This window comes from Anabaena subtropica FACHB-260 (assembly GCF_014697105.1).
GTDB lineage: Bacteria > Cyanobacteriota > Cyanobacteriia > Cyanobacteriales > Nostocaceae > Trichormus > Trichormus subtropicus.
The window spans coordinates 71,029-83,357 of the sequence record NZ_JACJRF010000019.1 but is presented as its reverse complement, the minus strand read 5'-3'; the positions used below and the strand labels follow the sequence as shown (position 1 = coordinate 83,357).

Genomic DNA, 12,329 nt, shown 5'->3' with positions numbered 1-12,329 from the left:
GCTAAATGAATGGCATCATAGCTACAACACCTCACGTCCTAAGAAAGGTTGCAATACTTCCGGTATCAAAATTGTCCCATCCGTTTGCTGATAATTCTCCAAAATAGCTGCCATAGTTCTCCCCACAGCTAAGCCGGAACCGTTGAGGGTATGGACAAACTGCGTCCCTTTCTTACCAGCTTCCTTAAAGCGAATATCGGCTCGCCGCGCTTGGAAATCAAAACAATTAGAACAACTGGAAATTTCCCGATATTTACCAGAAGATGGTAGCCATACTTCTAAATCATAGGTTTTCGTTGCCCCAAAACCTAAATCACCAGTACAAAGATTAATCACCCGGTAAGGTAATTTTAAAGCCTGTAAAATTGCTTCGGCATTCCCCACCAATTTTTCTAATTCATCAAAAGAAGTGCTGGGATGAACAACTTTCACCAACTCTACTTTATTAAATTGATGCAGCCGAATTAAACCCCGCATATCCCGTCCATAACTTCCCGCTTCCCGACGAAAACAGGGAGTATAAGCACAGTGATAAATTGGTAAATCTTCCGCCGCTAGAATTTCACCCCGATAAAGGTTAGTAACAGGAACTTCTGCTGTGGGAATCAACCACAATTCATCATCAGCACACTTAAAGCTTTCTTCTGCAAACTTCGGTAATTGACCAGTTCCTGTTAAAGAATCAGTATTTACTAGCAAGGGTGGACTAACTTCTACATAACCTGCTGCGGTTTGCGTCTTCAGCATAAAGTTAATTAATGCCCTCTCCAATGCAGCACCAGCCCCTATCAGGTTGACAAAGCGACTTTGGGCAACTTTGACAGCACGCTCAAAATTGAGGATACCTAGCTTTTCGCCAATTTCCCAATGAGGGAGAATATTCGGGTTCTGGGGTAGATATTCATCACCCCAACGCCTTACCTCTAGGTTTTCTTCCTCACCCTTACCTACAGGTGTGGAATCACTGGGTAAATTAGGAAGTGCTAGTATAAGTTGTTCAATTTCCGCCTTGAGTTCTTTTTCCCGTGGTTCTAGTTCACTCAATTGGGCTTTAATCGCGTTACCCTCATCCCGTAAAGATTGAATTTCTGGGTCTTGAGGATTGACACCAGATTTCATCTTCTGTCCGACGCTTTTACCAATTTCATTACTCCGGGCTTGGAGTTGGCTGCGGTTTGCTTCCAACTCCCGTTGTTGTTTATCCAATTGCAATATGGGTTGAATGTCATATGTACCACTGCGACTATTCAACCGTTCTTGAATTAGTTGGGGATTTTCCCTTATTTGCTTAATATCCAGCACAAATTTTTCTCAGTCTTTCGCCTAGTATCTTCCTTGCCAACACATCAGCATATACTGATTTTGACTTGCCATGACAGGAAAAGCAAATACAAATATCTAGTTTAAGATTTATTAATGCGATTTAACAGCCAAAGCGACGCAACCAGCCCAGAAAAGTGTGCTGAGACTGTGTTGATGTTTGCCTGGACTACCAACATATCTAGACCGCTAATGATGCGGGTGGGGTCAAATAATTGAGTAGTTACGGCTTGGGGAGATATTGATCTGGCAACTAGTGTACCAACGATCGCCTGCGCCCCCAATAATGTCACCAGTGTTCCTCCTAAATTAATCCACAGCCCCAGACGTAATACTTGTACTGTTTCGACTTTGCGAGGACGATTACTGGGGTTGGATGATAGCAATTTATTACCAATTCTTGTATAGCGGAAGGCTAAATAAATACCCCCACCCAAAACCACCAATCCACAAATTGCTAGAAATACGCCAAACCCCGTTCCCGGATTATTGTTAGGGCTGCCTGCTCTTTGACTAAAAATGCCAAAAAGTAACACAATAATGCCAGAAATCACACCTAGAACTAGCTGAATCCAAAAGCTAATCCAGCCTGTGAGACGAAAAGTCTGGGCAATTGTTCGGAGATTAGAAGAAGATGATTGAGCATCGGGGTTTTGTGACATACTGCTCACCAACTGGCTAGTATAAAAAGCACATAAAATAGCCACAAGATTGGCTCTATGCTGCTCTAAAATAGTACCTTTATTTTTGTCATGCCGTGCTAAACATTTGCTAGTTTTTGCAAATCATTTACTGATGGGCTACTAGATTCCAGACATTGCTAAAAAATCGGGTATCTAAAGACTCGTAACTTCTCATCACTTATGACACACACCACTGGCGGTTCAACCTAAATAACACTTTCTGACTACAATACTTAAGTCCATAGGTAAAATTTGCATTAAGTAATTTTATGCTCGTAATTCAAAGGCGTTGGTTGAATAAACGCCAAAGCATCTATTTATGAACTTTTACAGAATTACAGACAAAAAAGCATTTTACCTGTAAAATTTCATCGATAGCATCTTACGTTTCAGCAGTTCTAAACCAGCTCGGCATTACTTGACACCAAGATAGTGGCAAACCTACTGTCTTGACTGCTCCTCACCACACTAATTAGAGCTAGGTAGGGGCGCAATTATTTGCGTTCCCAAGACTTTTGTGTGTGTCCTTCACTGTTCACAGTGTCGGTCATCATTCATTGTTTACACTTAGTAAATTCTGTCAAAGTAGCGCTATATACTTACTCAGTTGGATGTAGCGTCATATACTGATTACAAAGCTGTAGCTTCCACCTTAAGGGATACTTTTAGCCATTAACTAACTTATGAAACTTGAGGATATATATCAATTCTTTGAAAATCCTCCGCCAACTTACCTGTGCCAGGAAGTCGCAATTTGTTACATTCTGTATGTTTTACTCCAAGGTGAATCCTACGGAACTGAATTAATTCAGCAATTAGAAACTGAACACCCAACCTATCGGCTTTCGGATACTGTACTCTATAGTGCAATCAAATTTCTGGAAGACAATAGGGCTATTACTGGGTATTGGAAGAAGCTAGAAGGGAGAGGTCGCCCGAGGCGAATGTATCAAATTTCTTCAGAATGGCAGGATCAAGCGGAAGACTTAGCTCGGCTTTGGCACAATTACATTCATGGGAGGACAAATTAAACAATAATTGATAATGAATAAATCTCCTCCTGTGAACCATTAATTAATTAGTTATGGATACTGCTATTCTGCCATCAACGTTTTTACTCACCTTGTTGCTAGCGGTTGGGTTGTTGTTCTTTATTCGGGCATCCACTAAAGACCGTACACAAACAGCACAACTGATGTCTGAGCAAGAGGAAGCAGTTTTCATGCCACAATTACAAAAATATTTCCTTTCTCGGTCTTACCGAGTGGCAGAGGTAGACCAGGAAAAAAACCAAGTCACTTTTGAAGGGTTCGTGAAACCCAGCATATTCCTAGCTGTTTTCCTTACCTTGCTAGCATCTGCTGGACTAGTTTGTTTGTCTTTGGTTTTGTTTTTTTTGTTCCCTAAGTTCGGTAATATTTTCTTTGGATTGGTATTATTTTCGCCGTTGAGTGGACTTTTTTATTGGAAAAAAGCCGGAAGACTAGAAAAGGTGTTAGTTAAGCTAGAACCTATTACTACTGGGCCACAATCTTTTAATAAAATTACAGTCATTGCTCACCGTGATGAACTAACTGAGCTACAAAAAGTACTATCTTTAACGCCTATGGAATAAATTAGGTTGTTATTCAGTATGCAGAGGCAGGCTGTGCGTCAAATTTTTAGCAAATGGAGGTTTATTAAATAGAACATCGGGAGAATCACTAGTACTAAACGGCCGAATTAAAACTAAATCACAGCAATCCTCTACAATCCAGCAACAAATTTAAGAGCAGAAACCCTTGTAATAGTGGGCTTTCTTTTCTTTCCTGCGGGACGCTAACGCGAACGAGACGCTGCGCGAAGATTTTGAATTGATATGACCCTATTTTTTGCCCTTTGCTTTTTACCCGTGCCTTTTGTACTAGTGTTCTTTTTCCCTACGATCTTAAATCGCAGGGAAAAGTGTATGTGTTGACAGAGTTTTCTGGACAATCCACAGGAGGAAAGTAAAGTTTAGCTCTCGCTTCTTTGTGTTTTTTGCTCTATCCTGATTCTCTTCTGCATCATGAGACCAGAAATCAACCCATACAAACCAACTTGGTCTGTTGAGAGTTAACTTTCCAATTACTTGGACTAGCTCTACTGGCAAATCAGTTACAAACTTAAAAAAATTGGAAATTTTGCATAAACTGAACATTTTTGCCAGTTAAATGATTGTCAGAAGCTGCATTCAACACGTAAGATAATCATTTATAAATCAGCGACTGCCTACTGCCACTGGTTCCGTGCCTGCGGGAGATTCTAATACCCGCAGGCTAGGAAATAAGAAATGATTTTCTTCTACGTATTGAGCGCCAAACAGCCCTTTCTCTGCCCAAAAATAACGGTCTGTAGTGTGTTCGTTTCGCTTTACGAGTAGCAACGCTGGTGGCAAGATACCTTCAGCTTGAATAAATTTCCTGGCTGCTGTCACAGGTTTCTCTTCGCCGCTTTCGATGCTATATTGAGGCACGTGTTCCAAAATCCGTCGTCCTTCCTGGCGACGACGACTTTTCCTTTTACGTCTTCTTGCCAACCTATTTTCCTCCTCTTTCAAGCTATAGATTGTAGTTATAGCTACAAAATCCGTCGTAATTATATAAGTTCTAGTTCAAAAGATCAATAGTTTTTAAACTTTAGATACAAGAAAAGTATTACTATTGACGGTAGATAAATCAAAAGCTGATTGGTACATCATTTTTTGGGAAAAACTATTACTGAAAAGATTTAGTTAAGCTTTATTAAATAACTGAGGAAAAGAAAGTATCTTCTTTTATCTTCTCTCAAATCCCGTGATCCTGAGTAAGAGCTGAAAAATGTTAATGTCTGCCAGTTCAGATTTTGTAGCTCTATGTCGAGAGCAAATAGCACTACTTACCCAAGGGCTAGGAGCCTCTTTAAGTGTAGTTTATTTAACCCAAGAATTGGTGGAGTCGCCAACAGGGGAGGCGAAACTTATTCCTGTGGTTGTTTACCCAGAGACGGCATTTATACTACCTGGAGAAGAGATTGCTGAGGTGACTGGACGGCAACAATTACAATTGGGTGATGAGTCGTTGCTACCTCAACAACAGGGACAATTATTGACAGTAGAGCCAGTCGAAGAGACACCAGAAACAGAGCGATGGTCTTCTCTACGTTCGCGGAGTGTGTCGAAGACAGACGCTCCGCGAACGACCGACCAGAGGTCATCGCCTACAGTGGGCGGAACACCATCGCCTTCTGGAGATGAATACTTACTCGATGAACGCCAAATAGTCTTACCTCTAATTCATGAGGGTGTGATGATGGGATTATTGGTGACAAGCAGGGACGATCGCCCGTGGAATGAACAAGAGCAAAGCCAAGTGCAGAAAGTTGGACAAACACTGGCGATCGCTTGTATTTTGGATCAGCGTCGGGCATGGTTGCAACACCAACTGCATCAACAACAAATTCTGCAAGAACAGCAGCGAGATTTGTTAGATAATTTATTGCATCAATTTCGCAATCCGTTAACAGCCTTACGAACTTTTGGTAAACTGCTATTGAAAAGATTGCGTTCAGGTGATCCAAATCGGAACGTAGGGGAGAATATTGTCAGAGAGAGCGATCGCCTCAAAGAATTGTTGCAAAAATTTGAACAAGTTATTGATTGGACAGAGGCAGATTTAGCTACGCTTTTACTACCAGAAAATGAAGACTTTGTAGAAGCAACTGTCCACAAAGAAGCAAAGCCTGCCTTATTATTACCTGGAACAGGGGAGCAAGTAACTGATTGTTATGTAGCTGATTTATTAACACCATTGTTAATGTCAGCAAAAGCAATTGCCCAAGAGAAAAATATTAAGCTGAAAGCAGATATTCCTCAAGATTTACCCTTAGTAAAGGTAAATATGAAAGCCTTGCAAGAGGTACTAAGCAATATCATTGATAATGCTTTAAAATATACTCCCACAGGTGGCAAGATTTATATTCAAGTAGGACAAGAAAAAGTGAATTTTCAAGGCATTGCTATTAGTGACAATGGCCCTGGCATTCCTCCAGAAGATTTAGCTCATCTGGGCGAAAGACATTACCGAGGCGTGCAAGCTCAAACAAAAATTCCTGGTACAGGCTTAGGGTTAGCGATCGCTAAACAATTAATTGAGCAAATGCAAGGCGAAATAGAAATTTTCAGTCCAGCAATTAACTCTAAATTAACTTCGCCTAATGCACCAGGAACGACGTTTATTATTTGGTTGCCAATTAGTCAATAGTAGTTGACTATCTCTGGGAAACCAGTAGGTTTTGATTAATTGTCATTTGTAAATCGGTGTCTGGGTCAATGGCGATTAAGTCCACACTATTTCTACCGAAGAACAGGCCGATTAATCCACCGATCGCTGCACCGCCTAAGACTTCTTCTGTAGCGATCGCGCGATCGCCTGTGACAGCAGAAACCGCCGCCGCCGCGCCCGCACCTAACACAGTATTTCTGAGAATTGTACCCGTACTAGTACCCTTTCGCACGGTTTCTGTTTTGCTAATTACTTCAGAAGTCGCATTGAGTTCGTACTCTTCACCAGTGGTTAAAACTAGCTTTTGAGCAACGAATTGTGAACCACCTTGAGCTGGTCTGAGTTGACCAATTACTCGACTACCAGCCGGAATAACTACAGCACCTTGTTGAGTAACTACATTTTGATCTACTGTCAATGTCAGGGGTGCTGTTTCATCCTTGGTTACTAGAATTTTCTCAGCCTGGTCATATTTGACCGGGATTGTAGTTCCTTGAGGGATGGTGACAGCTACGGGTAATCTGGGCGTGTTAGGTTGAGTCGCAACAATATAGGGTGAGCTGATTGCTGAGGCTTGGTTAGAACTAACTAGGGCTTGGTAGATGAAAGCTGCTACCTGTGCGCGCGTGGCTGTTGCTGTGGGATTTAAGAAGTTGACATTGGGGTAGTTCACCACAATTCTTTGCTCTGTAGCTGCGGCGATGGGGCTACGAGCATAACCAGCAATATTAGCAGAGTCATTGAAGTATTGCAGAGTACTTTCAACATTACTACCGGGAGTATATTGCAGACCATTGGCAAGGGAAACTAATACTTGCTGGCGAGGAATGGCTTGATTAGGCTCAAAACGATTGCCTGGGTATCCTGAGAGGAACCCGATGGTATAGGCTTGCTGAATGGCGCTGGATGCCCAATAGTTACTTGGCACATCAACAAATCCGATGGCTTGCCGTTGTGGTGTTTTTTGGAAAGCTTTGTTGACCATTGCAGCAAATTGAGCGCGGGTTACTGGTTCCTCTGGACGGAATGAACCATCAGGGAAACCTGCTATTACACCTCGCTGTGACAATTGTTGAATAAACTGTGCAGCCCAATAATTTGAGGAAACATCATAAAAAGTAGTTTGAGCTAAAGATGGAGAAGCTACTAAGAAAGGGGCTACAGTTCCTGCGGTGACACTCAAAGCCATGAGTGCAGATGTGCCAGATTGCCAACGATTTAAATTAAACATATACTTTATTCGCCTCAACAATTATTTGTTTTTCTTTGTTAATTACCTAGACCATTTATTAAATTAAAAGTTCCTTTTTTATCTGTAGTTATGAACGTTTTTATTAGTAGAGTAAATTATAAATAATGGCTATATCACAGGTATTATAATTTAAGTAATAGTGCTATTACTGATAAGAAGATTATTCACATATAGATATAGGAATCCGATTTGATTTATGAAACAATCTCAGTAGAGGTAGGGGAGGCAAATTGCAGTGTAGATTTTCCTCCTGCAATATTGCCGTTGTGTTAGGCGTAAACCTTAACACACCGAAGGCTTTAGGGAAGGAAGGTGCGTTACGCTGTCGCTAACACACCCTACTGGACTATTTATCTGTTCAAAAATCAAATATGAGTTCTATAGATATGAATGAAGACGTGAATGGATTAAAATAGTTACCTGAAATATGAATTTTGCTAGATAAAAATTAAGCGATCGCCTACAAATAGTTTGAGTGGCGATCGCGCAAATAGGGATAATTAAATTCACAGTTTAATCTTAGTAGAGATGATTAACGGAAAGTATCCACTACCAAGTTAGAATTAAGAGCTAGTCGCAAATCTTGTTGTGGTCGAATCACAAATACTTCTGCTTCTTGTCTGCGTAGTAATACACTAGCTAAAGCACCGGCTGCTGCACCACCTACAGGCTCTAGAATTTCTATTCTACGATTACCTGTAATTAGAGAAATTGCTGTAGCTGCACCTGCACCAATAGCAGCATCGGTTAATATTCTACTAGAGTTATTTCTGCTAATTTTTTCTAGTCTAGTAATGGTTTGAGAACTAGCATTAATTGACTGTCGATTACCAGAAGAGTAGATTAATTCTTGTGCTACAAACCTAACACCCCTGACATTACTTTGGTCGTTTCTGTCTCTGGAAAAATTGCCGTTGAAATATACTGGTTCTAGTCGTCCGACAACTTCGGTTCCTGCTGGAATCAAAACGTTTCTATTGTTATCGATAATATTGTTAGCTATTCTCACGGTTAAAGATGTAGTTTCTCCAGGACCCACAACTACTTGATCTTTATCGTGGGTAACAGGGAAAGTCACCCCAGCAGGGATAGAAACTCTACGGTTTTGATTGAGAAGTTGAGCATTGGCCGTGGGTGCAAAAATAATCATGGGGGCGACAGTACCTGTGGTGACTGTCAAGGCCATGAGTGCGGCGGCTCCAGATTTCCAGTGATTCAAGCGAGTCATCATAGTTTTGGGTTTTCAGCGATTATGTATTTCTTGACGATGCTTTACGGAGATTGTTTCTTACTGTATTTAAACCTTTCTCTGGGCATATTCCGCAAGAAATGAGTAGTGAGTTATGAGTCAATACGGTTCAGTTAACGTGATTAGTCAATCAATTTGTGGAGAACCAAGATTTGGGGGATTCTCCCCCAAGCCCCCTATTGGGGGACGGTTGCGTCCCCCAAACCCCCTCCAAAAAAGTCTATCTGCTGTATTGGCAGTAATTGATTTTATTCTTAACTGAACCGTATTGAGTTATGAGTGGTGAATTGATCATGTCAATTTTGGCTTTGGGATATTTCTATTTTTTCTGTAGATGAGAAAAATATTTTGCCAAATAAGAAAGACTGATTTAGAAAATTGTTAATTTTTGTAAAATTACAGACTTTAAAACTAGAAACCTGATATTTACCTAGTTAAACTAACAAGAGTGCATCTGTACTGTTAGTTAATAAAATAATGTAGATGTGGCGCTATAGCCTCAATGATTCCAGTACAACTTGTCCTCAAAAACTTTCTGAGTTACCGTGATGCAACGTTAGATTTTCGGGGTTTGCATACGGCTTGTATTTGTGGTTCTAATGGAGCAGGTAAATCGTCTCTACTCGAAGCCATTACATGGGCGCTGTGGGGTGAAAGTCGTGCTGCGGTGGAAGATGATGTGATTAATTCTGGTGAGAAAGAAGTTAGAGTCGATTTTACTTTTCAAAATAATCAGCAAAGATATCGTGTAATTCGTAGTAGAGTCCGGGGTGCATCTGGCATTCTGGAATTTCAAATCGAAACACCTTCCGGATTTCGGGCAATTACTGGTAAAGGTATCAAAGCGACTCAAGATTTAATTTTAGAACACATCAAGCTTGATTACGATACTTTTATCAACTCTGCTTACTTGCGTCAGGGGCGAGCAGATGAATTTATGCTCAAACGTCCCAGTGAACGTAAGGAAATTTTGGCGGAGTTGTTGAAACTCAATCAATATGATGAATTGGAAGAACGAGCCAAAGAGTCATCACGTCAATTCAAAGCTAGGGCGGAAGAATTAGAACGTTCTTTAGAATCGATTAAAACGCAGCTACAACAACGGGAAAATACTCAAACCCAACGCGCCCTCTTAGAAGCAGAAATTAACCAACTACAACAATTGCAGGCTGTTGAGACAATTCAGTTGCAGAATCTACAGGTTATTCAGCACCAAAGACAAAATAGCGAACAGCAACTAAATTTTGTTAGGCAACAATACCAAAATCTTACCCAAGACTGCGATCGCCTCCAACAAGAGCAATCAGTTGTCAAAACCCAGCTAACAGAGCTAGAAACTATCTTACATCGAGAAGCAGAGATTAAAAACGGTTACAGTCAATATCAAAGTCTGCAATCTCAAGAAGAAGCTTATGCTGTCAAATTTGATCAACACACCCGCGCCACATCTCTACGTCAACAAAAGCAACAACAATTAACTAAACAAATTCATGAACTCGAAAGACAACTCCAACAAGTCCAAGGACAACTAGAAGCTTTAAAACAGCAAGAACAGGAAATTCAACACACTCTCAGTAAATCAGGAGAAATAGAAGCCGCATTAGTCCAATTAACCGCAGCTCGTCGCCATCTGGCTCATCTTGATGAATTGCAAATGCAGGTTTCACCTTTGTTGCAACAGCGCCAAACTTTGCAAAGTTATTTAGATCGGGTTCATGCGGGGTTAGTTGCTAGGTTAGAACAACTACAAGCTACCGAAAACCAACTACAAAGGGCTTCCCAACGCCAACCACAACTGCAACAAGCAGTCATGGAAGTGGCGCTACAAATTGATCAAATGGAGAAAGATCGGGTTTATTTGCAACGTGTTCAGGAAAAAGGCCATGAAAGAAGGCATTTTATTGAACGGTTGCAAGCCCAACAACGGGAATATGAAAGATTATTGGGAGAAATGGAGCAGAAATTGCAAATGCTCCGCAACCCTGATGCTATCTGTCCCTTGTGTGAACGTCCTTTAGATGAGCATCATTGGAATCGGGTAGTAGATAAAACTAAAGATGAATATAAAGAGACTGAGGGGCAGTTATGGGTGTTTCGTGAGCAGATGGCGGTATCAGATCGAGAAATTCAGGTATTGAGGCAAGAATATCGGGAAATAGCCCAAAAATTAAACGCTTATGATACTTTAAGGGAGCAGAGAGGACAATTAGCTGCTCAACTGCAATCTACCAGCGATGCAGAGGAACAGTTACAACAATTAGCATCTGAAAAACAACACTTAGAGCGATCGCTGCAAGCTGGTGAGTATGCCCTTGAGCAACAATCACAACTGCGACAATTAGAACAGCATCTGCAACAATTAAATTACAATGAGCAGAACCACGCCCTCGCTCGGAGTGAGGTGGAAAGGTGGCGATGGGCAGAAATTAAGCAAGGGCAAATCAAAGATGCTACCAAACGCCTAGCTACATTAGCAGCCCGCAAACCAGAATTACAAGCCCAAATTGCTCAAATAGAAACCAGAATCCAGCAAGATCAAACTGATTCGGAATGTGCTAAACAAATCGCTACCCTTGAGCAGCAAATTACAGAAATAGACTATAGTTCTGAGCAGCATAACAACCTGCGTCTAGCTGTGCGTCAAGCTCAATCTTGGCAATTGCGTTACCAGCAGCTTTTGTCAGCCCAGCAACAGTATCCCCAACTCCAGAGCAGGTTGCAAGATTTGGAAGCGTCTAAACTGACGAGATTGCAGGAACGGCAACAACTCGCCACCCAAATTGACAGTCTTGTGCAGCAGTTAGCCCAAGCCGCTAACCCCATTGAGCAAATTCAAGCTTTAGAACAGCAATTAGCAACTAGACGACGACAATTAGACGAAAGCATTGCCCAGTTAGGACGTTTAGAACAGTTGGTGCATCAGTTAGAAACACTGCAAACTCAGTATGAGGAGCAGCAGCAACAATACCAAACTTGCAAGCGCCAACATCGGGTATATCAGGAATTAGCACAGGCTTTTGGTAAAAATGGTATCCAAGCTTTGATGATTGAGAATGTGTTACCCCAACTGGAAGCTGAGACAAATCAACTCTTATCAAGATTGAGTGCGAATCAATTACACGTACAATTTATTACCCAAAGAGCAGGGAAGGGTAGTAAATCTACTAAGAAAAATGCCAAACTCATTGATACCTTAGATATTCTCATTGCCGATGCCAGAGGTACAAGAGCTTATGAAACCTACTCTGGTGGCGAAGCATTTAGAATTAACTTTGCGATTCGTTTAGCCTTAGCAAAACTATTAGCACAAAGAGCCGGGGCTGCATTACAACTATTGATTGTGGATGAAGGTTTTGGGACACAAGATGCTGAAGGATGCGATCGCCTAATTGCGGCAATTAATGCGATCGCTAACGACTTCGCCTGCATCCTCACTGTTACCCATATGCCCCATCTCAAGGAAGCTTTTCAAGCCAGAATCGAGGTAGATAAGACTCAACAGGGTTCAAGAATCAGGTTGTTAACTTAGCTATGTTATGGGAATA

At 41.3% G+C, this 12,329-nt stretch carries 9 protein-coding genes; 4 read left to right on the top strand and 5 right to left on the bottom strand.

Features of this window, described 5'->3' with window-relative positions; translation table 11 throughout:
- Positions 1-21: 21 nt before the first annotated feature.
- Both serS and H6G18_RS13015 read right to left on the bottom strand, forming a co-directional pair.
- Positions 22-1,302, bottom strand: coding sequence for a serine--tRNA ligase (gene serS / locus H6G18_RS13020; protein WP_190407524.1), 1,281 nt, complete (start codon positions 1,300-1,302; stop codon positions 22-24).
- Positions 1,303-1,403: 101 nt separating this feature from the next.
- Positions 1,404-1,982 (bottom strand): DUF3611 family protein, encoded by a 579-nt coding sequence (locus tag H6G18_RS13015; protein WP_190407523.1) that lies wholly within the window; start codon positions 1,980-1,982, stop codon positions 1,404-1,406.
- A gap of 704 nt (positions 1,983-2,686) precedes the next feature.
- On the opposite strand from H6G18_RS13015, the gene H6G18_RS13010 reads away from it, so the two are divergent.
- Together H6G18_RS13010 and H6G18_RS13005 are read left to right on the top strand one after the other, a co-directional pair.
- Positions 2,687-3,034 (top strand): PadR family transcriptional regulator, encoded by a 348-nt coding sequence (locus tag H6G18_RS13010; RefSeq protein WP_190407522.1) that lies wholly within the window; start codon positions 2,687-2,689, stop codon positions 3,032-3,034.
- 53 nt (positions 3,035-3,087) lie between these two features.
- Positions 3,088-3,618, top strand: coding sequence for a cofactor assembly of complex C subunit B (locus tag H6G18_RS13005; protein ID WP_190407521.1), 531 nt, complete (start codon positions 3,088-3,090; stop codon positions 3,616-3,618).
- Positions 3,619-4,242: 624 nt separating this feature from the next.
- Here the strand turns inward: H6G18_RS13005 and H6G18_RS13000 are convergent.
- A complete protein-coding gene (locus tag H6G18_RS13000; protein WP_190407520.1) occupies positions 4,243-4,560 on the bottom strand; it encodes a DUF3155 domain-containing protein in 318 nt (105 codons plus the stop codon).
- Positions 4,561-4,840: 280 nt separating this feature from the next.
- Between H6G18_RS13000 and H6G18_RS12995 the strand changes: the two genes are divergently transcribed.
- A complete protein-coding gene (locus H6G18_RS12995; RefSeq protein WP_190407519.1) occupies positions 4,841-6,262 on the top strand; it encodes a GAF domain-containing sensor histidine kinase in 1,422 nt (473 codons plus the stop codon).
- A gap of 7 nt (positions 6,263-6,269) precedes the next feature.
- On the opposite strand, the gene H6G18_RS12990 is transcribed toward H6G18_RS12995, so the two are convergent.
- Complete coding sequence (locus tag H6G18_RS12990) at positions 6,270-7,514, bottom strand: S-layer homology domain-containing protein (protein WP_190407518.1); 1,245 nt, start codon at positions 7,512-7,514, stop codon at positions 6,270-6,272.
- A gap of 553 nt (positions 7,515-8,067) precedes the next feature.
- On the bottom strand, positions 8,068-8,763 hold the full coding sequence (locus tag H6G18_RS12985) for a conjugal transfer protein TrbI (RefSeq protein ID WP_190407545.1): 696 nt from the start codon (positions 8,761-8,763) through the stop codon (positions 8,068-8,070).
- 523 nt (positions 8,764-9,286) lie between these two features.
- Between H6G18_RS12985 and sbcC the strand changes: the two genes are divergently transcribed.
- Complete coding sequence (gene sbcC / locus H6G18_RS12980) at positions 9,287-12,313, top strand: exonuclease subunit SbcC (protein ID WP_190407517.1); 3,027 nt, start codon at positions 9,287-9,289, stop codon at positions 12,311-12,313.
- The last annotated feature ends 16 nt before the right edge of the window (positions 12,314-12,329 follow it).

What these genes read in the sequence shown, in the direction of transcription:
- H6G18_RS13015 (WP_190407523.1), bottom strand. Translation starts at nt 1,982, where the DNA reads ATGTCACAAAACCCCGATGCTCAATCATCTTCTTCTAATCTCCGAACA.
- H6G18_RS13010 (WP_190407522.1), top strand. Translation starts at nt 2,687, where the DNA reads ATGAAACTTGAGGATATATATCAATTCTTTGAAAATCCTCCGCCAACT.
- H6G18_RS13005 (WP_190407521.1), top strand. Translation starts at nt 3,088, where the DNA reads ATGGATACTGCTATTCTGCCATCAACGTTTTTACTCACCTTGTTGCTA.
- H6G18_RS12995 (WP_190407519.1), top strand. Translation starts at nt 4,841, where the DNA reads ATGTTAATGTCTGCCAGTTCAGATTTTGTAGCTCTATGTCGAGAGCAA.
- H6G18_RS12990 (WP_190407518.1), bottom strand. Translation starts at nt 7,514, where the DNA reads ATGTTTAATTTAAATCGTTGGCAATCTGGCACATCTGCACTCATGGCT.
- H6G18_RS12985 (WP_190407545.1), bottom strand. Translation starts at nt 8,763, where the DNA reads ATGACTCGCTTGAATCACTGGAAATCTGGAGCCGCCGCACTCATGGCC.
- sbcC (WP_190407517.1), top strand. Translation starts at nt 9,287, where the DNA reads ATGATTCCAGTACAACTTGTCCTCAAAAACTTTCTGAGTTACCGTGAT.